The organism is Phyllobacterium sp. 0TCS1.6A (genome assembly GCF_026420825.1).
In the GTDB taxonomy this organism is placed as follows: Bacteria; Pseudomonadota; Alphaproteobacteria; order Rhizobiales; family Rhizobiaceae; genus Phyllobacterium.
Genome location: NZ_JAPMAB010000003.1, coordinates 165,255 through 187,745, shown reverse-complemented (window position 1 = coordinate 187,745; position 22,491 = coordinate 165,255). Strand labels below are relative to the sequence as shown.

Annotated in this window: 18 protein-coding genes and 1 pseudogene; 17 read left to right on the top strand and 2 right to left on the bottom strand. The window is 57.7% G+C overall.

Annotation, left to right across the window (positions count from 1 at the left end):
* The first annotated feature begins 1 nt into the window (after position 1).
* From OSJ75_RS09045 to dhaL, 7 genes and pseudogenes are all read left to right on the top strand, one after another.
* Positions 2–892 carry a LysR substrate-binding domain-containing protein gene (locus tag OSJ75_RS09045; protein WP_267227657.1) on the top strand — a complete coding sequence of 297 codons (891 nt, stop codon included), beginning with the start codon at positions 2–4 and terminating at the stop codon, positions 890–892.
* Between the two features lie 123 nt (positions 893–1,015).
* Positions 1,016–2,188, top strand: a complete 1,173-nt coding sequence (locus OSJ75_RS09040; RefSeq protein WP_416362535.1) for an ABC transporter permease — start codon at positions 1,016–1,018, stop codon at positions 2,186–2,188.
* 78 nt (positions 2,189–2,266) lie between these two features.
* A complete protein-coding gene (locus tag OSJ75_RS09035) occupies positions 2,267–3,268 on the top strand; it encodes a substrate-binding domain-containing protein (RefSeq protein WP_267227656.1) in 1,002 nt (333 codons plus the stop codon).
* 67 nt (positions 3,269–3,335) lie between these two features.
* Positions 3,336–4,889: pseudogene (locus OSJ75_RS09030) on the top strand (sugar ABC transporter ATP-binding protein); the annotation flags it as partial.
* Positions 4,878–5,960, top strand: a complete 1,083-nt coding sequence (locus OSJ75_RS09025) for an ABC transporter permease (protein ID WP_267228030.1) — start codon at positions 4,878–4,880, stop codon at positions 5,958–5,960. The pseudogene OSJ75_RS09030 and the gene OSJ75_RS09025, both read left to right, overlap by 12 nt.
* A 107-nt stretch (positions 5,961–6,067) precedes the next feature.
* On the top strand, positions 6,068–7,063 hold the full coding sequence (locus OSJ75_RS09020) for a dihydroxyacetone kinase subunit DhaK (RefSeq protein ID WP_267228029.1): 996 nt from the start codon (positions 6,068–6,070) through the stop codon (positions 7,061–7,063).
* Positions 7,064–7,077: 14 nt separating this feature from the next.
* Positions 7,078–7,722: a dihydroxyacetone kinase subunit DhaL gene (gene dhaL / locus OSJ75_RS09015; protein WP_250015730.1), complete on the top strand. Its 645-nt coding sequence runs from the start codon at positions 7,078–7,080 to the stop codon at positions 7,720–7,722.
* Between the two features lie 63 nt (positions 7,723–7,785).
* Here dhaL and OSJ75_RS09010 read toward each other — a convergent pair whose 3' ends face one another.
* A complete protein-coding gene (locus OSJ75_RS09010; protein ID WP_267227655.1) occupies positions 7,786–8,538 on the bottom strand; it encodes an SDR family NAD(P)-dependent oxidoreductase in 753 nt (250 codons plus the stop codon).
* Positions 8,539–8,913: 375 nt separating this feature from the next.
* Between OSJ75_RS09010 and OSJ75_RS09005 the strand changes: the two genes are divergently transcribed.
* From OSJ75_RS09005 to dld, 9 genes are all read left to right on the top strand, one after another.
* The gene (locus OSJ75_RS09005; RefSeq protein ID WP_267227654.1) at positions 8,914–10,383 is read left to right on the top strand and encodes an aldehyde dehydrogenase family protein; all 1,470 of its coding nucleotides are present in this window, start codon (positions 8,914–8,916) and stop codon (positions 10,381–10,383) included.
* A 3-nt stretch (positions 10,384–10,386) separates the two neighbouring features.
* Positions 10,387–11,907, top strand: a complete 1,521-nt coding sequence (gene xylB / locus OSJ75_RS09000; protein ID WP_267227653.1) for a xylulokinase — start codon at positions 10,387–10,389, stop codon at positions 11,905–11,907.
* 36 nt (positions 11,908–11,943) lie between these two features.
* On the top strand, positions 11,944–12,639 hold the full coding sequence (locus tag OSJ75_RS08995; protein ID WP_250015804.1) for an HAD-IA family hydrolase: 696 nt from the start codon (positions 11,944–11,946) through the stop codon (positions 12,637–12,639).
* Positions 12,636–13,475 carry a MurR/RpiR family transcriptional regulator gene (locus OSJ75_RS08990; protein ID WP_250015806.1) on the top strand — a complete coding sequence of 280 codons (840 nt, stop codon included), beginning with the start codon at positions 12,636–12,638 and terminating at the stop codon, positions 13,473–13,475. Before OSJ75_RS08995 ends, OSJ75_RS08990 begins: the two co-directional genes overlap by 4 nt.
* A 25-nt stretch (positions 13,476–13,500) precedes the next feature.
* Positions 13,501–14,211 (top strand): ribose 5-phosphate isomerase A, encoded by a 711-nt coding sequence (gene rpiA, locus OSJ75_RS08985; protein ID WP_267227650.1) that lies wholly within the window; start codon positions 13,501–13,503, stop codon positions 14,209–14,211.
* Between the two features lie 193 nt (positions 14,212–14,404).
* The gene (locus OSJ75_RS08980; RefSeq protein WP_267227649.1) at positions 14,405–15,487 is read left to right on the top strand and encodes a sugar ABC transporter substrate-binding protein; all 1,083 of its coding nucleotides are present in this window, start codon (positions 14,405–14,407) and stop codon (positions 15,485–15,487) included.
* A gap of 81 nt (positions 15,488–15,568) precedes the next feature.
* Positions 15,569–17,110, top strand: coding sequence for a sugar ABC transporter ATP-binding protein (locus tag OSJ75_RS08975; protein WP_250015809.1), 1,542 nt, complete (start codon positions 15,569–15,571; stop codon positions 17,108–17,110).
* A gap of 26 nt (positions 17,111–17,136) precedes the next feature.
* The gene (locus tag OSJ75_RS08970) at positions 17,137–18,141 is read left to right on the top strand and encodes an ABC transporter permease (protein ID WP_267227648.1); all 1,005 of its coding nucleotides are present in this window, start codon (positions 17,137–17,139) and stop codon (positions 18,139–18,141) included.
* Positions 18,142–18,227: 86 nt separating this feature from the next.
* On the top strand, positions 18,228–19,922 hold the full coding sequence (dld, locus tag OSJ75_RS08965; RefSeq protein WP_267227647.1) for a D-lactate dehydrogenase: 1,695 nt from the start codon (positions 18,228–18,230) through the stop codon (positions 19,920–19,922).
* A gap of 151 nt (positions 19,923–20,073) precedes the next feature.
* On the opposite strand, the gene OSJ75_RS08960 is transcribed toward dld, so the two are convergent.
* Positions 20,074–21,009, bottom strand: coding sequence for a LysR substrate-binding domain-containing protein (locus OSJ75_RS08960; RefSeq protein ID WP_267227646.1), 936 nt, complete (start codon positions 21,007–21,009; stop codon positions 20,074–20,076).
* A gap of 145 nt (positions 21,010–21,154) precedes the next feature.
* Here OSJ75_RS08960 and OSJ75_RS08955 point away from each other — a divergent pair, with 145 nt between their 5' ends.
* Complete coding sequence (locus tag OSJ75_RS08955; protein ID WP_267227645.1) at positions 21,155–22,294, top strand: epoxide hydrolase family protein; 1,140 nt, start codon at positions 21,155–21,157, stop codon at positions 22,292–22,294.
* The last annotated feature ends 197 nt before the right edge of the window (positions 22,295–22,491 follow it).

Here is a 22,491-nt window from a genome sequence, read left to right as displayed (position 1 = left end):
TGTGCGACTTCGGCAAATTGAGCTATTTCGTCTGGTCGTTCGTCAGGGAACGCTGACCGCGGCCGCAGACGCCTTGTCGATTACCCAACCTGCTGCAAGCAAACTGCTCGCTCAACTCGAAAGCCACGTTGGGCTGGAACTATTTGAACGGACGAAGCGTCGTTTGATTTTGACGCGGGAAGGTGAGGTGTTTGCAGCCGAGGTTGAGCGCACATGGGAGAGCATTCAACGGCTTCGGCGTACCGCTGTCGATATCAGGCAACTGAAATTTGGTCGTTTGAACATCGCCGCTATGCCGAGTGTGGCGGGCTCATTCCTGCCGCCGATCGTCACGAACTTCTCTGCAAGAAAGAAGAATGTTTCAATTTCAGTGCATGCGCGCACTTCCGAACGCATCCATGAATGGGCGATTGGCGGCCAGATCGATATCGGCTTCACGCACAGTCGCGCGATTCACCCGTTTGTTTCGAGTGAGCTTCTGGTTCGAATTCCGGAGGTTTGCATCATGCCAACAAACCATCGGCTGGCGCATCGGGAAACTATCAGACCCGCCGACTTCCAGGATGAGGAATTCGTCCGGATAGGCGATATTGGCGACATTACCGAGGCGGACCAGGTTTTTATCGACGCCCAAATCCCCCGTAAATTAAATCTTGAAACACCGATGGCTTTCGTAGCCTGCGATCTTGTCGCTAACGGAGCGGGTCTCTCTCTAGTGGACCAGCTCACAGCCGCAAGCTACGGGCGACCAGGGCTGGTGTTTCGCCCCTTTGTGCCAACGCTCTACTCGGAAATCTGGTGCATTCGACCTAAAATGCTACGACCATCCGGCATTGCCGATGAATTCCTCCGCGCTGTTCGCGATAGCATATCCCACGTGATCCAAAGATAAAATCGCTCCCGTCAGGATCTCATGACAGCAAATTTGTCGCCGATATCCTGCGACGCTTGTCCTGGCCTTTAAAGCTGGGCTGCCGATCCCGGCCTTTGGTGACAGGTGTGAAGCCGGGCCCCTGTGCAATCAGGCGGCCTTTTTACAAAGTTCGATTTACTATCGACATATGTCAAAAACTCACATAAGCTTTCCAGGCCTTGGTTAGCGGAGGACGGAGCGACAATAGCGCCGGCTAGTGGAATGGCCTGGGAGTTGGGCGAGCAATTCACAGGGTGGTTGGCTTGCAGCTATGCGGGAGGATGTGCGGTGTTTGCCAGATTGTCGGATCGGCAGTTGAATTTCCTTGTGGTGGTCAACGCCCTCGTGATTGCGGTTGCGGTTGTCCTCGCTGGTGATACCTTTCTCAGCCTTTACAATTTTCAATCCATGTCGGCGCAAGTCCCGGAACTTGCGCTTCTTGCGCTCGGCGTCATGTTGGCGATGATCGCGGGCAGTGGCGGCATTGATCTGTCGGGCATCGCGCTTGCCAATCTTTCCGGTATCGTGTCCTACCTGTTGATCCGCGATTGGGTTTCGGCCGATGATCTGCCGCTGACCTTCGTCTGGCTGTTCGCGGGCATTGCGCTGCTCGTCGGCCTCGTCGGCGGCATGATCAATGGAGCGCTGGTCGCCTTCGTCGGGCTGACCCCGATTATCGCCACACTAGGCACTCAACTGTTCTTCACCGGGATTGCCGTTCTCATCACCAATGGTTCGGCTGTCAGCCTCGGCTACATCGAGCCGCTTGATGATTTCGGCAACACGCCGGTCCTCGGCGTGCCCATGTGTTTCGCCCTGTTCATCGCCATTGCCGTCATACTGGGCGTGGTGTTGCGCTACACACCTTTCGGCCTCAAGCTTTATCTGATGGGAAGCAATGCGAAGGCCGCACGTTATGCCGGTATTCCAAACCGGCGCATGTTGTTCGTCATCTATACGATTTGCGGAGTTCTCGCTTCGATCGCCGGCATCATCATCGCTGCACGCACTTCCAGTGTGAAGTGGGACTACGGCACATCCTATGTGCTGATCGCCATTCTGATCGTGGTCATGGCCGGGGTTCGCCCCGAAGGTGGTTACGGGCGCATCATTTGCGTCGTCCTGTCGGCAACGGCATTGCAAATGCTGTCCAGTCTTTTCAATTTCATCGATATTTCCAATTTTTTCCGCGATTGCGCCTGGGGTCTGCTGCTGTTGATCTTCCTCGCAACCTCGCGGTTCGACGTGCGGTCCTTCCTTCCATTGCGAAGTTGAAGCCGCGGCATTGCTGGCGGCGCAATGCCCTCGCAGCCAGCACATTTTTGGGGCAACAACGATAATGAGGAAACGCTTATGTCTCTCTACAGGAAAATCGCAGCCTGCACGGTTGCCGTCGGCGCTCTCTGCGCAGCCCAGGCCGTCGTTGCACAGGAGACGCCGTCAATCGTTACCGTCGTGAAGGTGACCGGCGAGAACTGGTTTACCCGCATGGAACAGGGCGTCGTCGCCTACGGCAAGGACAATGCCGGCGTCAAGACAAGTCAGGTTGGACCGGCAAAGGCAGACTCCGCACAGCAACTCCGATTGATTGAAGACCTGGTCGCCAAGAACGTCAGTGCCATCGCGGTCGTTCCGATGGATCCGTCGGCGCTTGAGGGTGCTTTCAAGCGCGCCATGGGCCGCGGCATCAAGATCATTACGCATGAAGGCGACAGCCTCAAGAACACTAATGTCGACATAGAGGCCTTTGACAATGCGGTCTTTGGCGCACGTTTCAACGAGCGACTTGCCCAGTGCATGGGCAATTCCGGCAAGTGGACGTCCTTCGTCGGTTCGCTCGGCAGCCTGACGCATGTCCAATGGGCGGATGGTGGTGCTGAAAATGCGAAAAAGCACCCTGAAATGGAACTGGTTTCGGAGAAGAACGAATCCTTTAACGACGCCAACAAGGCTTATGAAAAAGCTCGCGAAATACTGCGCAAATATCCCGATATCAAAGGCTTTCAGGGTGGTTCAGCGATTGATGTCATCGGCATCGGCCGTGCTGTAGAAGAAGCCGGCCTCGTCGGCAAAGTCTGCGTGGTCGGTCTGGGCTTGCCGAAGGATACATCCAAATATCTCGAATCTGGCGCCGTCCAGAGCATTTCCTTCTGGGATCCGAAGGATGCGGGCTATGTCATGAACAAAGTCTCCGATCTCCTGCTTCAGGGCAAGGAAATCACCGACGGCATGGATCTTGGCGTTCCCGGCTACAACAAGGTCAGCGTCAAGAAGGGGCCAGGCGACGGCATCATCATCGTCGGGGAAGCCTGGGTCGATGTCGATAAGTCGAACTACAAAGAATACCCGTTCTGATCCCGCAACGATCGTCATGAATGCGCCGGCGAAGCACCGCCGGCGCGCAGCATAACGGAATGAGATAATGCGAGACAGCGTTACAATTGAAGGTCCCCGAGGTTCCGCCCCGGCCGACGCGACACCATTTCTGGAAGTCAGAAACCTGCAAAAGCGCTTCGGCGGCGTCCGCGCATTGAAGGGAGTGAGTTTCAGTATCGAGCGCGGCCGCACCTATCATCTGATGGGCGAGAACGGCTGCGGCAAGAGTACGCTGATCAAGATTATCTCCGGTGCCCAATCAGCCGATGGCGGCGAACTGATCATCGATGGTCAGACCGTGGAGAGCCTCGATCCGATAGGCGCGCTCGCCGCGGGGATTGAAACGGTCTACCAGGACCTGTCTCTTCTGCCCAATCTCAGCGCCGAGGAAAACGTTGCGTTGACTCGCCAGCTCGTGGCAGCAAACGGCAATCTGGCGCGGCAGCTGGATCGCGAAGCCCTGCGCCAGACCGCCGTCAAAGCGCTCGAAGCTGTTGGCCTGCCAACCGACGCCTATTTTCTTGCAACACCGGTAGAACAATTGCCGATTGCTACCCGTCAGCTGATCGCCATTGCCCGCGCGATTGCGTCGGACGCCCGTCTCGTCATCATGGACGAGCCGACGACGGCACTGACACGCCGAGAAGTGGACAACCTCATCCGTGTCGTGCGCGCCCTGCATGACAACGGCGTCTCGGTGCTGTTCGTCACCCATAAGCTCGATGAGTGCAAGGCGATCGGCGGAACCGCCATCATCATGCGCGACGGCCTCAAAATTACAGAATGCGATGTCGCGGAACAGTCCAAAACGAAGCTCGGCTTCTGGATGACGGGCAAGGAGCTCGAGGACAAGCGCTATCGCTCCACGCCGCATAGCGGCGAACGGACATTGTCTGTTCAGACACTCGCTGGCCGCGGCTTCGAAGACGTGTCTTTCAATGTCGCCAAGGGCGAAATTCTCGGCATCACCGGCCTGCTCGATTCCGGCCGAAACGAGCTGGCGCTGGCGCTCGCCGGCATCAACCCACCGAGCCACGGCAGCGTTTCCCTTGCGGATGCAACCGTTAACCTTTCATCACCCGTCAATGCCATCGATGCCGGTATTGGTTATGTTCCGGAAGATCGGTTGTCCGAAGGGCTGTTTCTGGAGAAATCGATCCGGGAAAACATCGTCATGGCGGTTCTCGATCGGCTGCGGGGCGCGTTCGGCCTGCTCGACGGACGCCGCGCCAGAGCGCTGGCACAAAAGACGGTGGAAGACCTGCAGGTGGCGACACCCGACATCGATAAGCCGGTCACCTCGCTATCGGGCGGCAATGCGCAACGCGTCCTGATAGGCCGCTGGCTGACGATCGAGCCCAAACTTCTCATCCTGCATGGACCGACTGTCGGCGTCGATGTGGGCTCCAAGGACACCATCTTCCGCATTATCCAGCAGCTCGCGGGGGAGGGCATGTGCGTGATCATCATCAGCGATGATTTGCCCGAATTGCTACAGAATTGCGATCGCATCATGGTGATGCGCAAGGGGCGCCTCGCCGATACGTTCGAGGCCGAAGGCCTCGAGGAAGAGGTACTCTACCGGTCCATGGCCGCCGAACCGGTATCACAGAGGGAAGAGCCTGGGGATGCTGACCCCACCGACATCGCCGCCGAAATTCCTTCTGGCCAGACCGACCGGCATGGCGTTCTCAATCGGTTGACACGCTGGCTCGTGCGTCATCCACCGGCTGTCACCGCGTTCTTGATTGTCCTCGTGTGTCTGGTCGTAGGGTCGATCAATCCGGACTTCTGGCAGATGTCGAACCTGTTTGACCTGGCGCGCTCGACCGTTGTTCGGGGTCTCTTCGCGCTCGGCGTCCTCGTCGTACTGGCCTCCGGGGGGCTGGACGTTTCGTTCACCGCGATTGCCGCTTTCGTGATGTATGTCGTGACGATGCTTGTCACAAGTCAGGCACCGGAGATGCCGATTGCAGTCATCCTCCTCGTCGCTGCCCTGGGGGGCGCGCTACTGGGTACGGCCAATGGATTCCTCGTCAGCAAGCTTCGGGCTCCATCGTTGATCGTTACAATCGGTACGCAGTATGTTATCCGCGGGTTTCTACTGACCTTCGTTGGCACCGCACTGTTTATGAACATACCGGCCGCCATGGACGCTTTCGGCAAGCTGCCGCTATTTCACTACCAGGGCTCCAATGGCGCCGTTGCCACCATGCCGGCTTATGTACTGGTGCTCGTTGCGGCAATCGCCGTGACCTGGGTTTTGCTGAACCGCACGCTTATGGGGCGTGCGATCTATGCAGTCGGCGGCAACTCGGAGATTGCTGAGCGCCTGGGGTATAGTCTTCGCAAGGTTCATATATTCGGGTTCGCCTATGCGGGCCTTCTCGCTGGCGTCGCAGGTATCATGCACGTATCCAGCAATCGTCTGGCAAACCCCTTTGATCTTGCAGGATCTGAACTTGAGGTGATCGCCGCTGTCATTCTCGGCGGAGCGAGGATCACCGGCGGATCTGGAACGGTCCTCGGAACGATCCTGGGGGTGGTGCTGATCACTCTCGTCAGCAATGTCCTTATTCTCGTAGGAATTCCCAGTACTTCGCAACTCGCGATTCTCGGGCTGTTCATTATTGGCGCAGGAGCGCTGTTCTCAATCAAGCCACGCGCCTGATGCGTTCAATTCGCCGGGCCTGCGGCCCTTTCTCAATCAGCCGCCAACCAAATTGTTAGGGCGGGCATGTGTCCGCCAGCCTCACTGGTAACCGTAAAGGAGTGATTATGCAGCGTTTTATCAACGACCCTGACATGGTGGTTGAGGACACGGTCAGGGGATTTGTGAAGGCCCACTCAGATATCGTGCGCCTTTCCGCTGAGAACCCGCGTGTCATCGTTGCCAGGGACGCGCCGGTTGCCGGCAAGGTCGGCGTAGTAACCGGCGGAGGCTCTGGTCATGAGCCGGCCTTCATCGGATATACGGGCACAAACATGCTCGACGCGGTCGCGGTCGGCGAACTCTTCTCCTCGCCCACCGCAAAAAGCTTTCATGACGCCATCCGCGAAGCCGATGGTGGCAAAGGCGTCGTCGTGCTCTACGGCAACTATGCCGGCGACAACATGAATGTGAAGATGGCGGTGAAACTCGCCGCGAAAAATGGCATCGAAGTAGCAACCGTCGTCGCCAATGACGACGTCTGCTCCGCCCCGGCAGCGGAGCGCGAGAAACGCCGCGGCGTGGCCGGGGAAATCTTCATGTGGAAAATAGGCGGCGCCAAGGCCGCAACGGGCGCAAGCCTTGAAGAGGTGCGCGCCACGGCGCAGAAAGCAATCGACAATTGCCGCTCGATCGGAGTCGGCCTTGGCCCGTGCACGCTGCCGGCCGTAGGCCAGCCCAACTTCCGGATCGAACCCGGCACGATGGAAGTCGGCATCGGGCATCACGGCGAGCCGGGTGTACGGGTCGAGGCGCTGAAGACCGCCGAAGAGGTCGCACGCGACATGGTGAAGATCGTGCTCGACGATCACGACCTGCCGGAAGGCAAAGAGGTCGCCGTGCTCGTCTCGGGTCTCGGAGCGACGCCGCTGAATGAACTCTACATCCTCAACGACACGATCGAGAGCGAAATATCGGCGCGTGGCCTGAAGATCCGCAAGACCTGGGTCGGCAACTACTTCACATCACTGGAAATGGTCGGCGCGACGTTGACCATCATGGCCCTTGACGAAGAACTGGCAACGCTGCTCGACGTCGAGACGCGTTGTACAATTATCCTGTGACGGGAGGAGCATCCATGCAGAATTTCGACAACGCATCCGCAGGCGCAATAATTCTCTCAATGGCTGAGCGGATCATCGAAAACCGCGCCTACCTCAGCGAGATCGACGGCAAGATCGGCGATGGCGACCATGGGGTGAATATGGCAAAGGGCTTCGGCATGGCTGCGGAGCGGCTAAAAGGCAAAGACCTGACGCTTGCCGAGTCTCTGGATACGCTGGGAGACCTGCTGATGACCGAAATTGGCGGCTCGATGGGGCCTCTCTATGGTGTCATGTTCACGGAGTTTGCCGAAAGCATCCAAGGCACGGAAAAGATTGACGCAGCGCTCTACAGCAAGATGCTGCATGCGGGCCTTTCCGGCGTCGAGTCGATCGGTTCGGCCAAGGTAGGCGACAAAACGCTGCTCGATACGCTCGTTCCCGCCATCGAGGCCTTCGACAGAGCGACTGCGGACGGAAAAACCTTCCGTGAGGCGCTCGAAGCTCTGGTCGCTGCGGCGGAGGCCGGCCGCGACTCGACCATAGATCTTGTGGCGAAGATCGGACGTGCCAGTCGCCTTGGAGAACGGTCGCTTGGCGTGCTCGATGCCGGCGCAACCTCCTGTGCGATCATACTCAAGGAACTGTCCGACGGTGCGCGTGCGCGCATTGAGCGCTAGCTGCTCTTGGCGATGTGGACACCGTGCGCCGCAGATATGTTCCGGCAGGCCAAAGGCCTTTTTCTAGATGCTCGTATACCCCGCATCTGCTGTCACGATCGAACCGGTCATGAGGCTTGAAGCATCGGAAGCAAGGAATTGAACGATCGATGCGATTTCATCCGGCTGTCCCATTCGTCCAGCGGGTGTGAGATCAAGCCATCGATCGACGAGGCCGCTCTGGGTTTCCAGGTTCTGAAGCAGTGGCGTCTCGATATAGGTCGGCGCGACGGCGTTCACTCGCACGCCGCGCTTGGCCCATTCGACCGCAAGCGACCGTGTCAGGTGATGAACGCCTGCCTTTGACGCATTATAGTGGCATTGCGGCTGCGGCACGTTGACGATCTCGGCGGACATCGAGCCAATATTGATGATAGAGCCTTTGCCGTTTTCGAGCATGCGCCGGCCGAAGGCCCGGCACGTGCGGAAGACACCGCTGAGGTTGACTTCAATGACGCGATCCCATTGCTCGTCCGTCATCTCTTCGGCCGCCACATTGCTGACAATTCCGGCATTGCACACCAGAATATCCAATGGAGGCAATGAATCGGCCAACGCAGTCAGCTGCTGACTGTTTGTGACGTCCAGCTCGCGGGCCTTGGCCATATCGCCGATGGCCCTCGCTGTATTCTCGGCTCGACCAAGGACGATGTCAGTGCAGATCACCGTGGCGCCTGTTTCGGCGAGTGCCTGTGCGCAGGCAGCACCGATTCCCTGCCCGCTGCCGGTTACCAGGGCCAGCCGTCCACTCAAGTCCATTTTCGAACGATATGTCATCTTACTCTATTGATCCGAACGTTGTTGGATTGATGAAAGATCATGGGATGGCAGCAACGCGTTTGTCGCTTCGCGTACTCCTCCAGTTTGTGTGTAGTAAAACTATTTAAATGACCCTCATCTCGTCAAGAGCAAATAGGGAGAGCTTTCGGAGAAATGCGCATTTTCGCGGCAGTCTCGGCAATCAGTGTCAGGAAACTCGGGAGCAATGGGCTATTTTCCTTAACAAAAGCAGCATGATGAGGCAAAAGAGGCACCGTCGTTGAAAATTCCTGATTGCATGATTTCAACAATTGTGTTTCAGGTAGTTATGCTAGTTTCAAACATCAGTCGGGCACGTCGCGTCCGGCGACAAGGAAACATGTGGAGGACTATATGCCTGCAGTCAAACTGTCGCAAATCAGCGGCAAGCTGTTTATCGGCGGCCAGTTTGTCGAAGGACGCGGCGGACGCATCGACGTCATAAACCCTGCACGGGGCGATCGGATCGGTCAGATTGCAGCCACGACGGCCGAAGAGGTCGACGCCGCTGTTGAAAGTGCTCGCGCGGCTTTCAGGGTTTGGTCTCGTGTCCCGGCAAAAGTGCGAGCCAACGCTTTGCACGCCCTTGGCGAGCTGATTGCTGCCGATGCGCTGAATATGGCGCAGATCATGACGAGCGAGCAGGGCAAGCCGCTGAACGAGGCAAAAGGTGAAATCCTCAAGCTTGCGGAAGCCTGCCACTTCTATGGCGAGGAAGCTGTACGCGTTTTCGGCGAAATCGTACCGAATGACCAGAATGGTTATCAAAGCCAGGTAGTGCGCGAGCCGATCGGTGTCGTTGGAGCGATCACGCCTTGGAACTATCCGGCGGAGCTCGTCGGGTGGAAACTTTGCGCCAGCCTTGCTGCCGGATGCACCATTATCATAAAGCCGGCAGAACTTACGCCTTTTACCGCACTGGCCATCGCTGAAAAGGTGAGCGAAGCCGGGATTCCAGCCGGTGTCGTCAACGTATTGACGGGGAAGGGCTCGATCGTTGGTCAGGCACTCGTGGAACATTCAGGTGTCGACAAGATCGCCTTCACTGGTTCCAGCGCTGTCGGACTGCATATTCAGCGCTCCTGCCCGAGCGTCAAGCGCCTGTCGCTGGAACTCGGTGGAAACTGCCCGATGATCGTCACGAAAAGCGCTGATATCGATGCGGCGGTGAAAGGCGCGACGCGCAGGTCCTTCCGCAACATGGGGCAGATCTGCATCGCAATAAATCGCATATACGTCGCACGCCCGATCTACGAGACGTTTCTCGATGGATTTGCCAAGGCTGCCGACGCCCTTACAATCGGTGACGGCCTCGACAACCCCGCCGCGGACCTTGGTTCGATGGCCTCCCGCGATCCACTGACTAAAACGCGCGACCATCTTGATGATGCCCTGGTCAAGGGCGCCCGCCTCGTTGCAGGTGGCAATGCACCACAAGGCCCGGAGTTCGAAAAGGGCTTCTTTTTCAGACCGACGATCGTCGCCGACTGTACGCAGGACATGAAGGTCATGAGCGAAGAAACGTTCGGACCTCTCGTTGGGGTCGCGCCGTTCGACTCATTGGAGGAGGCTGCCTCACGCGCAAACGATACGCCCTACGGTCTTGCTTCCTACGTGTATGCCCGCGATCTGGAGGAAATCTATCAGCTTTCAGCCGAACTCGACTATGGTAACGTCGCCATCAACAATGTCGACGCCGGCATTATGAATGCACCTTACGGTGGTCGCAAGCAGAGCGGCATCGGCTATGAACACGGCCGGGAAGGGCTGCTGGAATACTTCAATTTCAAGCACGTGCGCCTCTTTCACGGCGTCGGGGCGTGAGCCATGACGATCGCTTTGTTGGGCATCGATATCGGAACTTCCGGCTGCAAGGCGCTGCTGCTGTCCGTGGACGGCGACGTCCTGGCGACGGGCACTGCAACCTACGGCCTTTCTCAGCCGCGCGCCGGCTGGACCGAACAGGACCCGTCCCTTTGGGTTGAGGGCACTCGCAAGGCCGTAGCCGAAGTTATGGACCAGCGCCGGGATGTGAAACTGGCCTCCATCGGGCTGTCCGGCCAGATGCATGGCCTGACGCCGCTCGATAAAGACAAGAAGGTTCTTCGCCCTGCAATCCTCTGGAACGATCAGCGGAATGCGGCTGAGGCAGCAGAAATTACTCGCAAGGCAGGAGGCATCGAGGCGCTCATCGGCCGAACGGGAAACCGGATGTTGGTTGGCTATACAGGCGGAAAAATTGTCTGGATGAGCAGGCACGAACCGGAACTCTTCGCGCGGCTGCGCCATGTCCTGAACCCGAAGGATTACCTGCGTTTCATGCTGACGGGGGAACTGGCGACGGAGGTGTCCGACGCATCAGGGACCGGCCTGTTCGACGTGAAGAACCGCGTCTGGGCCACCGACTTGATTGAAATGCTCGGTATTGATCCTTCACTTTTGCCGATCTGCCATGAATCGCATGAGATTTCCGGGCAAGTCAGCGCATCGGGTGCGGCGTTGTTCGGACTGCCAGCCGGTATTCCGGTGGTAGGAGGGGGCGGGGACAGCGTGATCCAAACGATCGGTTCCGGCGTCATCGCTCCTGGCGATTTGCAAACCACGATAGGAACTGCCGGCATCCTGGCGGCAGCGCTCGATGCTCCGTCGCCGAGCCCTGATGGCCGCATCCAGATGTTTTGTAACGTCGCGCCTTCAAAGTGGCACGCCATGGGGGTTTCGCTGAATGCCGGCGGCGCGATGGGCTGGTTCCGATCTGTCCTTGCACAAGCTGGCCGCGGCGACGAGTTGTCGTTCGAGGCCATCTGCGATGCAGCGTCCGAGAGCCCTGCAGGCGCGCGGGGCTTGCTGTTCCTGCCCTATCTCAATGGCGAGCGTTGCCCGCATCCCGACCCGGTGGCGCGCGGGGCCTTTGTCGGCCTGACCGCGCGGCATACGCTTGGTGATATGGGCCGCAGCGTCATGGAGGGTGTGGTACACGCGTTTTATGACATGCACGCGTTGATGAAGCTGATGGGTATCGAGGGAAAAGTGATCAAGGCGTCTGGAGGCGGGGCTAAATCCCGGTTGTGGCGCCAGATACAGGCGGACATGTTTGACTGCGATGTCGTAACCACTGAAGGCGCCGCTGAAGGTGCTGCATTCGGCGCGGCGCTGGTCGCAGGCGTCGGGATTGCCGCCTGGAAGGATGCGACCGAGGCCGCCGGGACGATCCGGGCGCTGACACGGGAACGTGCCAATGATTCCGCACGTGATGTTTATCGCAAGGGGCACAGAATTTATAGCGATCTCTACCCGGCACTTCGCGCGAGCTTTTCCGCGTTGGCCGATCCTGCTTTTGCTGACTGAAGAAATTACTGCGGAAACCGCGAGGACCTGGCAGCTATGACCAACTATTCGGCTCTAATATTTGACCTGGACGGTACGCTGATCGACAGCGCTCCCGACATCGCCGCTGCGGTCAATGTCTACATGGCGGCCAACGGCTTACCGGAACTCGAAGTGGATTATGTGGAGAAATTCATCGGCAACGGGCCGCGCCGTTTGTTGTGGGACATTTTCGTCGACCAAGGCATACCCGTCGACGATACGACCGTCGATGCGGCCGTCAAAAGCTATATTGCGAATTACGAACGGGACCCAGCCAGCCGGACGCGCTTCTTCAGCAATGTTCACGAGGACCTGCAAAGTCTTCATGAAGCCGGCTTTCGCCTCGGTATCTGCACGAATAAACCGCATGCGCTGACACAGCAAATTCTCCAAATTCTCGGACTCGACAATATTATTGAAGTTGCTCTCGGTGCCGATGCTGTTCCCGCTTGCAAACCCGATCCGCGTCACCTTCTGGCCGTGGCTGACCGCATGGGCGTGAACAAGGGAAGTTGGGCCTATGTCGGAGACACGAATGTTGACAAGGCAACGGCGGATGCCATCAAGGCGACATTCTTCGTGGTGCCGTGGGGTGGCGGCGCCGGTGTCGATGTTGAGCCCAGGCAGCGTCTGACACGCATTTCCGACCTTATGGCGTACCGCCCATCGACAACTCAAGAGTCTGCCGTTGGCAGGGGGCGGATCGCATGACGGTAAGCTTGCTGCAGCGCATATACCAGGAAATGGACAAGATGGGCGCTGCCGAACAGCGCATCGCAACGTTCGTGAATACATCGCCCGGCGACGTTATCCATATGAGTATGGCAAAACTGGCCGAAAGCTGTTCCGTCAGCGATCCCACGATCATGCGCTTTTGCCGTAGGTTCGGCTACGGAGGCTATCAGGACTTCAAGCTCAAACTCGCCCAGAGTCTGGTTCCCTCCGCGCCCTTTGCTTACGAGCAGATCATTCCGAATGACGGCATTGATAATATTGTGCGTAAAACGTGCCGCAATTCGCTGAATGCAATACAGCGCGCGATGGAAGATCTGGTCCCACAGCAGATCGAGAGCGCGGCGCTCTTGCTGCGCGATGCGGCATGGACCGGAATTTATGCAAGCGGCATATCCGAGGTGACGGCAATTGACGCCGAACACAAATTCCAGCGGCTCGGCATGCGTTGCGCGGCGATTCTTGGCCGGAACAAACAGTGGATGCATGCTGAAAGCGCGCGCCCGAGCGAGGTTGCGCTTATCTTTTCGCAATCGGGCCATACGAAGCAGATGGTGGAACTCGCGATCGCGGCGCGAGCGGGCGGAGCCCGCGTTGTCTCGGTCACAGCTGCGCAAAGCCCGCTGGCCCACGTGACCGACGCTCTGATTGCGGTCCTTCCCTATGATCAGACGGAACTCATGACGCCGCTTGCCTCGCGCCTGAACCACCACCTCGTCATCAACATGCTCGTTACAGCTATCGCCGTCTCGAGCGGCAGCGAATTCCCGGACCAGCTACCGGCACTCGATTCGTGGCTGACCGACAAGATTTGAATTCACTCGTCATCAAGGAATAGAAATGTCCGACCAGCAGAATGAAGCCAAGAAAGTAGCCGGCCGCAGGGTCATTGAAGAGTTCGTCCACGACGGCATGAAGCTGGGGCTGGGATCCGGCACGACTTCCCACTTCTTCGTTCGCGAACTCGGCAAGCATGTTGCCAATGGCATGAAGCTGACCTGTACGACCACGTCCCGGTCGACCATTGATGTTGCACGCGAAGTTGGCATTGCCATTACTGACCCAAACGACATTGGCGAACTGGACCTGACGATCGACGGACCTGACGAAATTGATCGTCAGTTCAACATGATCAAGGGTGGCGGCGCTTGTCTTCTATGGGAAAAGATCATTGCGCACGCGTCCAAACGGATGATCACGATCTGCGATGAAACGAAGATCGTTGATAGCCTCGGGGCGTTTCCATTGCCGGTTGAAGTGGTGCAGTTTGCATGGAAGCAGAGCGAAAGGATGATTGCGCGCGTGCTAGCCGAGCATGGCATCCAGGCAAGCATCGATCGACGCATGCGCGACGGTCAACCTGTCGTGACCGACAGTGGCAATTTCATTCTGGATTGCAAATGTGGAGTAATTTCAGATGCCAGGTCTCTCGAGGTCGCGCTCAACCAGATCCCCGGTGTGGTTGAGAATGGTCTTTTCACCCGCGAATCCGCAGGAATGGTTGTCGGCTGCTTGGACGGATCGTCCTATGTAAAAATGCGAGAGATGTAGTAAAACTTCAGATCGACCTTAGCGCATTTCCCGACACGATCGGAGTCCGCCTAGCCAAACCGCTTCGTATCTCGGCATTTTCAGTCGAAATGCGTCGTTTTTAAGCGGAGGAGTTAGCTTGTGAATGGAAGTGACTTGACACTGACGGGTATAATGTAGTGAAACTATCTCAAGAAAACAGGGAGGTTGAAACGTGGGAAATGATTTCAGAGTGAACCGTCGCCAGGTCCTGGCGACAGGGCTTGCATTGGGTGTGAGTGCGACAGCGGGGCGCATGGCGTATGCGCAAGACCGGGTGTTCCTGCCGTTCAGCAATAAGAGCCTCGACTACTATTTTTTCGTCATCGAGGAAGAAGCCGTCAAGCGCGCCGTTGAGGGCCGGAGTTGGGCTTTCCAGGCGACCAATGCGAACTTCGACAATACCAAGCAACTGGAGCAGTGGCAGAGCCTGATGCTCTCACAGCCCGCCGCCATGGTTGCTGATCCGATCGATAGTCAGGCGATCGTCAGTGCCATCCGCCGCTACAATCAGAAGAAAATCCCGGTAGCCATCATAGACACGCCGGCCGATGGCGGCGACGTTGCCATCACTGTCAGCTTTGACAATCATCTCGGGGGTGTCATGGCGGCACGCGAGATCATAGATCGTCTGACGAAGAAACATGGCGCCCCGCGTGGCAAGGTGCTGAATTGCTTTGGCTCCCTGGCGAGCGTCGCGTGGCGTCAGCGCAAGGAAGGCATGGACGAAGAATTCGCCAAGTATCCTGATATTACCTATATCACCCGTCCGACCGAAGGTCAGCTCGACCTGATGTTATCCGTTACCTTGGCCACACTGTCGGAGCACCCGGATCTCGATGCTGTTCACGCGCCAAGCGACTCTCCCGCTCGCGGTATCGCCACGGCCCTTCAGCAGAAGGGGCGCTGGAAGAAGGTCGGAGAAGAAGGCCACGTAATCTTCGTGACGATCGACGGTGAGCCCGTTGCGGTAAAGCTGCTGCAGGAAGGCTACATGGATGCCTGCGTTTCGCAGGATCCGATCGCCTATGGCGAGATCGCTGTCGAGATGCTCGAGAAGCATTCCATGAAGGGCGAGGCGGTTCCGACCGGCACCTATGAAAACAAGAAGTATTTCTGGGAGAAGGGCGAAATCGTCGCGGGCACTACCGGCCCGACGCTGATCATTCCGCCATTCATCATCAATGGCGAAAACGCCTCTGACAAGCGCCACTGGGGCTATGTCGCTGAAAAGGAATGGGGCGTTCCTTACACGTGATATACGGCGGTTGCCTGGCCGCTCCGTTTTGGCGGCCGGGTTACCGTATCGAACGGTAGGAGATGTAGGGAGGAGGCCGAATTGAGAGTCGAAACGACCAAACACAGGACAATGGGCGCTGCAGCGAGCACTGCGCCTGACGCCGAGTTTGTCTTGCGTGTCGAAAATGTAAGCAAGGTGTACGGCCTCTTCTATGCACTCCGCTCCGTCAGTCTCAATATTCGCCGCAGCAGCATTCATGGCCTGCTCGGCGAAAACGGTGCAGGGAAAAGCACGCTGGTCGGGATTATCTCCGGCCAGAGAGCTCCCAGCAGCGGCGCCATTTACCTGGATGGCATCAATGTAGCCGACGCCGACGTGCGCGCCATGGAGCAGGCTGGTGTGTTCCTCGTCACGCAGGAGCCCATGATCATTGATCACATGTCCGCCGCGGAAAACCTCATGCTCGGCATCTGGCCAGCAAAAGGCGGCTTCGTACGCTGGAGCAAGCTGAAAGCGGACGCCGCGCGCATGCTCAAAGATTCGGGTATAGACCCTGACATTAACGCCGGTAGGCTGAATGCCGTTGCGCGCCGCAAGCTCAACATTCTGCGTGCCATGTTCTCAGGCGGCAAGGTCATCATTTTGGACGAACCAACGGCTGCTTTGACCGTTCCGGATCGCCGTCAGCTTTTCGATTTCATGCGTCAGCTGAAGAATGACGGCGTTACGTTCATTTTCATTTCCCACTACAACGACGAAATCCTCGAGATTTGCGATGCCGTATCGGTCTTGCGCGACGGTTCTCTTGCTGGTGGCAGCGAGGACATTGGGTCGATGACGTCGGCGCAACTTTCGGAACTTGTGCTTGGACGTGGTCTGGTTTTGTTCCAGCGAGAGCGGCGGAGCTTCGAAGCCGAACCTGTGGCCGTTAGTTTACACAACGTCGTTGCGGACGATGTCGATCTTGACCGTCTTGATATCAGGAAGGGAGAAATCGTCGGTTTCACTGGACTTCCCGGTGCTGGTGCGAAGGAGCTTGCCAAGGCCATCTTCGGCCTGAATCGTTCAAGATCCGGAAGCATCAGCTTCGAAGGGAAGGCCGGGCAGGGGTTGCCGAACCATCCGCAGGCAGCCTTCGACAACGGTATCGCCTATCTATCGGACGACCGACGCAGGGACGGTGTCGTGGGACATCTTTCCATCGCTGAGAATATTGCTCTTTCGTCGCTCCAGCGCCGCGCGCTATTCGGCTTCATACAGCGCGGCGAGGAAGCGAATCTCTGTGACGGCTATTTTTCCAGCATGGGGATCAAGGCGCCAAACGCTGCAGCCGTTGTGAACACGCTCAGCGGTGGCAATCAGCAGAAGGTTTGCCTGGGTCGTGTGCTGGCGACGGAGCCGCGGCTTCTGATACTTGACGAACCAACAAGAGGCATCGACGTCGGCGTCAAGCAGGATGTGCTGCGCATTATCGATGCATTGAGCAAGACCGGCGTCAGCGTCATCATCGTCTCGACCGATACGGACGAGCTGGTGCGCTCCGTCGATCGCGTCTGCGTATTTCGAAACGGCGCCATCTACGAAACCCTAACTGGCGATGACATTACAACCGAAAGTTTGCGCCGCCTCGCGCAGGTGTGATCAAGCAACGGTAGAGGAACAAGAGAATGAGCACTGTCACGACCACATCCATACCGAAGGAAGCAGCCGCCGAGAAAAATGCGGGGATGCACAAGATGATCGGCTGGATTCTGCATAACGTGGTCTGGATATGGTTGGTAGCACTTGTCATCGGCTTCGGCATGTTCAACGAATTTTTCCTGACCGTGCTGAACATGCAGAACATCACCGTGCAGGCGACAGTTCTCGGCATGCTTGGACTCGCCGTTGCCTTGCCCCTGCTGGTAGCCGAGATCGATCTTTCGATCCCGGCAAATTTGGGCTTTTCGTCTGCGATCGGTGCACTTGCCTACTCGGACCTGGGAATGCCCTGGTTCCTGGCAATGCTGGTTGGTGTGGGCGTCGCCACACTGGTCGGTTTCTTTAACGGGCTTTGCATCACCAAACTGCGCATGGTGTCGCTGATCCAGACACTGTCGATGATGATCATTCTACAGGGTGCGCTGCTCGCGCTGACGCAAGGCAAGACGTTAACTAACCTTTCCGACGGTTACGTCTGGATTGGCCAGGCTACGACGTTGGGCGGATGGCCGCTGATGCCGTTGATCCTGGTGATCGCACTTGCAGTTATTGGCATCATGTTGCGCATGACAATTCTCGGCCGGTCGATCTATGCGGTGGGCGGCAATCCGCTTGCCTCGAACTCGGCCGGCATACGCGTCAACCGCATCAAGATCATCACCTATACGATCGCCGGTTTCCTGGCGGGCGTGGCCGGCTTTCTCCTCGCATCCTGGCAAATGGCGATAACGTCCAACCAGGGTTCGAGCTATCTGCTCTACGCAATCGCCGCGCCCATCATCGGCGGTGTGAGTGTGTTTGGCGGACGCGGCAATGTTGTGGGCATTCTCGGTGGCGTGCTTCTTCTGACCGTGATCCAGGTTGGTCTCGCGATTACCAATGTGCCATCCTTCTATGTCGGCATGATCGGCGGCTTCATGATCTTCATCGCCGTGGCCATCGATGCCATCCGAGTACGTTACTTCGCCTGATACTCTCCCAAGCCAAATTGCGGAGCCGACCGTTGCGCACCTTCTGAAGGTCAATGGCGGACCGACCAATAGACCGAGCTGAGCACATGAACGATTTTCTTGAGCAACTTCGCGCGGTCGTCGGCCGCCGGCATGTCTTGACGAGCGATGCTGAGACGCGTCGGTTCCGGCTGGGCTATCGCTATGGAGGCGGCGACGCGCTGGCGGTTATCCGACCAGGAACGCTGGTGGAAATGTGGCGCGTCCTTCAGGCTTGCCACAAGGCGAAAATGATCATCATCTTCCAGGCTGCCAATACCGGCCTGACGGGCGGATCGACCCCAGCCACCGAAGGTTACGATCGTCCCGTCGTCATCATCAGCACGCTACGGCTTCGTCGGCTCGATCTATTGAAAGATGGTGCCCAAATTGTCTCGCAACCGGGCGTCACCCTCGATCAGCTTGAAAAGAGACTGCGTCCTATCGGGCGGGAGCCCCACTCGGTCATCGGTTCAAGTTGCATAGGTGCGTCGGTAGTCGGCGGTATCTGCAACAATTCAGGCGGTTCTCTCATAAGGCGCGGACCGGCGTTCACGCAATTTGCCCTGTTCGCCAGAATTGATGCCGCCGGAGAACTCAAACTGGTGAACAATCTGGGTATTGAATTGGGCGCCACGCCAGAAACTATCCTGGCCAGGCTGGACGAGGGGAGGATTTCTGACTCGGATATCGTCATGTCGGATCTCCATGCTTCGGATCATGAATATTGCAACCACGTGCGTGACATCTCGGCGAATACACCGGCGCGCTTCAACGCTGACCCGCGGCGGTTGTATGAAGCATCGGGTTCTGCCGGCAAAATTGCCGTGTTCGCGGTGCGGCTCGATACGTTTGCAACTGACGAGAAGAGTCAGGTTTTCTACATTGGCAGCAACGACCCCTCTGAACTCGAGGCAATCCGGCGGGACATCCTAAGCGGTTTCAACTCGCTTCCTATCGCGGGCGAATATATGCATCGCTCCGCCTATGATGCCAGCAAGCGCTATGGCAAGGACCTGTTTCTGTTCATCCAGGCTTTCGGTACGGACAAGGTTCCGCTCGCCTTTGCGCTGAAAAGCCGCTTCGACGGGATCAGCGAAAAGCTTGGCCTGGGTGGAGCGGTGAGCGACCGGATACTACAGCTCATCTCCGATGTGCTCCCAAATCACCTACCCCGACGTCTCAATGAATATCGCGACCGATACGAACATCACCTTCTGCTGAAAATGGGCAATGACGGCATCGATGAGGCCCGCAGCTACCTTGCATCTCGTTTTCCATCGCAACAGAGCGGCTATTTTGAGTGCACCCAAAAAGAGGGGCAGGCGGCTTTCCTGAATCGCTTCGCGGTTGGCGGCTCGATCGTACGCTACCGTGCCGTGCATCCAAGGACAGTCGAAGACATAGTCGCGCTCGATGTCGCACTTCCGCGCAACACCATCGACTGGTTCGAAAACTTGCCACCCGAAATCACGCAGAAGATCGACTTTACCATGTATTGCGGGCATTTTTTCTGCCACGTCCTGCATCAGGAGTATCTCGTCAAGAAGGGCGAAGATTGTGACACGGTCAAGGATGCGATCCTGTCGCTGCTTAAGGCGCGCGGCGCCGAATATCCGGCCGAGCACAATGTGGGCCACCAGTATGAAGCGACCGACAGTCTAAAGAGTTTCTATCGCCAGCTTGATCCAACCAATTCGTTCAATCCTGGGATCGGCAAGACTTCGCTGCGGCTCGATTGGAAAGATCCCAGCGAACGCTGACCCGGACAACAGAATTTTGCCATCTGGGTTGACACGCCCCTCCTTCGAACAAGGTAGCGGCATGCAGCCCCCGCCTCGATAAATCGGGAGCTCATAAGGAATGCGTGTGCAGAGGACCGGGAGTACGTTCATCCGTCAGCTTCGGAATTTGCTAGGTGGATTCGTCATCCGGACGCACAGGGCGCCCTGTGCCGAGCAGGCGAGAGTGTTCTACGAGGTAGTCGATAAAGCACCTGACGCGCGCCGGCGTGTGCGTGCCACCGACGAACACCGCATGGATTTCTTCGACGTCTCCGGGATTGAAATCCTCGAGAAGCGGCACGAGCTGCCCCGATCGGATCGCATTCTCCACCGTCTGGGTTCCCACACGCGTGATACCTACGCCGTCGGCGGCAAGTTGTCCTAGGGTCTCGCCGTTGTTTGCCTCCACGCTGCCTTTGATGGTCAGTGGATAGTCGCGCCCGTCTTTCCGAAACGGCCATGTCGGAGCAGCACGCTTGAAGTTGAAACCAAGGCAGTCGTGGTCATGCAGGTCCTCCGGCACTCTCGGTATGCCCCGACGCGCAAGGTATTCTGGCGAAGCGACAATCACTTTGCGAGTTTCGCCGAGCTTTCGCGCCGTCAGTGGCCCGTCTGCAAGCGGCCCAAAACGGATACCGACGTCCGCCTGCCCGGCAGCGATATCCACGACCGCGTCGGTAAGGTTGACGTCGAGCATGATGTCGGGATAACGCCGAATGAACTCGCCAAGGAGCGGAACCAGTGACAGCCTCCCAAACTGTATGGATGTTGTCACCCGCAGGCGCCCGCGCGGAGAACTCCGGTCCGAAATCATTTGCTCGGTTTCCCTGAGGTCCGCAAGGATTCTACGGGCAGCAGACAGATATGCCATGCCTTCCGGGGTAATCGTCAGCAGACGGGTGGTCCTCAGCAACAGGCGAACGCCGAGCCTTGCCTCGATGCGATCGACGATCCTCGCGATTGAAGAGGGCGCAAGACCAATGCGGCGGCCAGCAGCGGAAAAACTTCCCGCAGCGGCGACAAGCGTAAACACCTCGAGATCATCGATTACTTCCATCCCGGCCATTTGTGCGTCCTGTGCAAAAGTGTTTGATAGAAACAAGGCTTACATACGGCGGAAAAAATGTCCATCTTTGCATCTGACAGGTCAATGGAAATTACTTGCCCGCTGGGCTTTCCCGTCGGGCAATTGAATTGAAGCGGAAAATACGATGATCTCGCCCTTTACGATCCACATACCCGATGAACGATTGTCGGCCATCCGCACGAAGGTCGAGGCGTATGACTGGTCCCAGCTTACCGATGCAGGCGGCTGGTCGGCCGGCGTCGGGGTGAATGACCTCAAGCGCCTGGTGGCTTACTGGCTCGACACATATGACTGGCGCGAGGTCGAACAGCGTCTTAATCAACTTCCCAATTTCAAAACCAATGTCGAGGGCGAAGGGATACATTTCCTGCACGCCAGGGGCGACGGAACGAGGCCACCCCTCCTTCTCCTGCATGGGTGGCCGGGCTCCTACCTCGAATTCGAACGGCTTATCGATCCGCTCGTCGCGGACGGTCATGACGTCGTCGTTCCGTCCCTGCCTGGATTCGCATTCTCGCAGCCGATCACCGGCGTCATCGGACCGCGACGGGCAGCCGAACTAATGCATGTACTAATGACACGGCTGTTTCCGAGTCGCCGATACGTCGTCCAGGGAGGAGATTGGGGAGCAGGGATCGCGAGTTGGATGGCCTACAGCCAACCGGACGCGCTGCTCGGTTTTCATCTAAACATGGTCAGCGTCATTGCCAAGGACGCTGAACCGACGACTCCAGACGAGAAGGACCTGTTCAGGAGGCGCGCTGAAATACTCGACTGGGAGACAGGCTACAATCACGAGCAGGAAACCCGCCCGCAGACGCTGGGGGCAGCGCTCGCCGACAGCCCGGTCGGCACGGCGGGGTGGATACTGGAAAAGTTTGGCAAGTGGGCCGACCTGGGCACGACGACAAACGGCAGTCCGGATATCTGGAGCAAGTTCTCGGAAGATGAACTGCTCACAAACATCATGCTCTACCTGGCACCGTCCTCTGTCGTCACGTCGACCTGGATTTATCACGGCAAACGACTGGAAGGATCGCAGACCTTTCCAGAGGGTACGCGCATCAAGGTCCCGACGGGCGTAGCGGCGTTTCCCGATCCAGTATTCCTTCCACCGCCGAGGTCGTTCGCCGAGAAGACCTATAATATCGTTCATTGGAGCGACATGCAGAAGGGTGGCCATTTCGCGGCGCTCGAGCAACCGGAGTTGATGCTTGGGGACCTGCGCGCATTCATCGCCAAGATTGAGGGCGGTAGGCGTTGAGGGCGACATAAATGACTTCGACACGGACCGCGAATACCGAGACCTTGTCCGTCGCCTACCTCGAATATGGCGTGGCTGACGGATGGCCGGTGGTCCTTTTGCATGCGCGTTTGATGACGTCGCACCGATATTGGCGCAGGCCGGGGCGCGGGTACACCGCGTCGCTGACGCGGCTCACAACGTGCCGCAGGAGCGGC

Coding starts and splice junctions, on each gene's coding strand:
- OSJ75_RS09035 (WP_267227656.1), top strand. CDS start 2,267: ATGTCTCTCTACAGGAAAATCGCAGCCTGCACGGTTGCCGTCGGCGCT.
- OSJ75_RS09025 (WP_267228030.1), top strand. CDS start 4,878: ATGGCCGCCGAACCGGTATCACAGAGGGAAGAGCCTGGGGATGCTGAC.
- OSJ75_RS09020 (WP_267228029.1), top strand. CDS start 6,068: ATGCAGCGTTTTATCAACGACCCTGACATGGTGGTTGAGGACACGGTC.
- dhaL (WP_250015730.1), top strand. CDS start 7,078: ATGCAGAATTTCGACAACGCATCCGCAGGCGCAATAATTCTCTCAATG.
- OSJ75_RS09010 (WP_267227655.1), bottom strand. CDS start 8,538: ATGACATATCGTTCGAAAATGGACTTGAGTGGACGGCTGGCCCTGGTA.
- OSJ75_RS09005 (WP_267227654.1), top strand. CDS start 8,914: ATGCCTGCAGTCAAACTGTCGCAAATCAGCGGCAAGCTGTTTATCGGC.
- xylB (WP_267227653.1), top strand. CDS start 10,387: ATGACGATCGCTTTGTTGGGCATCGATATCGGAACTTCCGGCTGCAAG.
- OSJ75_RS08995 (WP_250015804.1), top strand. CDS start 11,944: ATGACCAACTATTCGGCTCTAATATTTGACCTGGACGGTACGCTGATC.
- OSJ75_RS08990 (WP_250015806.1), top strand. CDS start 12,636: ATGACGGTAAGCTTGCTGCAGCGCATATACCAGGAAATGGACAAGATG.
- rpiA (WP_267227650.1), top strand. CDS start 13,501: ATGTCCGACCAGCAGAATGAAGCCAAGAAAGTAGCCGGCCGCAGGGTC.
- OSJ75_RS08970 (WP_267227648.1), top strand. CDS start 17,137: ATGAGCACTGTCACGACCACATCCATACCGAAGGAAGCAGCCGCCGAG.
- dld (WP_267227647.1), top strand. CDS start 18,228: ATGAACGATTTTCTTGAGCAACTTCGCGCGGTCGTCGGCCGCCGGCAT.
- OSJ75_RS08960 (WP_267227646.1), bottom strand. CDS start 21,009: ATGGCCGGGATGGAAGTAATCGATGATCTCGAGGTGTTTACGCTTGTC.
- OSJ75_RS08955 (WP_267227645.1), top strand. CDS start 21,155: ATGATCTCGCCCTTTACGATCCACATACCCGATGAACGATTGTCGGCC.